1 pseudogene is annotated in these 974 nt (G+C 35.2%); it reads right to left on the bottom strand.

Annotated features, from left to right (window positions below):
• Positions 1-142: 142 nt before the first annotated feature.
• Positions 143-974: pseudogene (locus ACH5TW_RS00180) on the bottom strand (hypothetical protein); the annotation flags it as partial.

Below are 974 nucleotides of genomic sequence, written 5' to 3' on the forward strand. Positions count from 1 at the left end.
AACGGTAACGTATAAGAATAGTAGCGGATTTTTACGCACTTACTTTTCGGTTTGTTACTGTCGTTTGATTTATAAATTTCATTTTCGTTTTAGCGATTAAACCGCTATTATTTTTATACAATGTTAGGCACTGGCTTTTTCATTATTTCTCCCAAATTTTTCGCACAAGTTTTAAAATCGGAAGTTTAGAAACATCCAATTTTACTTTTCCTGAATCAGTATTTATTTGTTCAGTTGGTTCTTCCTTATCAGAATTTTCTCTTTCGGCTTTTTCTCTTTCCACCATTTCAATTTCCCATAATTCATCTTCGTCAGGTGGTTGAACTAAATAAGCTCCACCTTTATGAGGAATTTGCACATAATTTTCTGGTGGTTTTGGTAAATTCTGTTCACACTCTTTTGAGCAAAAATTTGCGAGCATTGGTATTGTGTCAGTTCCAACGTGTGCAGTAATCCACATTTGATTGGTTGTTTCGTATGTCAATTCCTTTTCGCAGACACTACATTTTAAATTGTCTCCAAAGTATCGTACAGGATTGTGGTCAAGTCTTGGAAATCCCATTCGGTTTTTATAATTTCCATAAAGTGCTCTTGTACTAATTCGGCTGTCTTTTAGTTTTTTGCATTTGTAAATCTCAAATGGAAACCAATGCAAATCATAGGAAGTATAAGGGTCAAAATATTCAAGTGATTCCATTTGTCCGATTTCGGGCGGAATTCTCTTTAGATTGCTCCCATAAAGTCCAATTTTCTTTACTTTTTTAAGTTTTCCGATTGACTCGGGAAGAGTGAAAATTTGAGCAAACAATTCGTCTCCAAGCGCTTCTCTCGGAACAAACTCATCGGTTCCGTTTTCAGCAACTTGGTCAATATATTCACATAGATTTCTCCAAGCAACAGAACTTCTGTCTTGAACGTTATTCGGTATTTTGGAAATTCTATTGTTCATCGTATGGTTTAGCTTGTGCCTAACG

The sequence above is a fragment of the Thalassobellus sediminis genome, from assembly GCF_044386045.1.
GTDB classification, from domain to species: Bacteria; Bacteroidota; Bacteroidia; order Flavobacteriales; family Flavobacteriaceae; genus Thalassobellus; species Thalassobellus sediminis.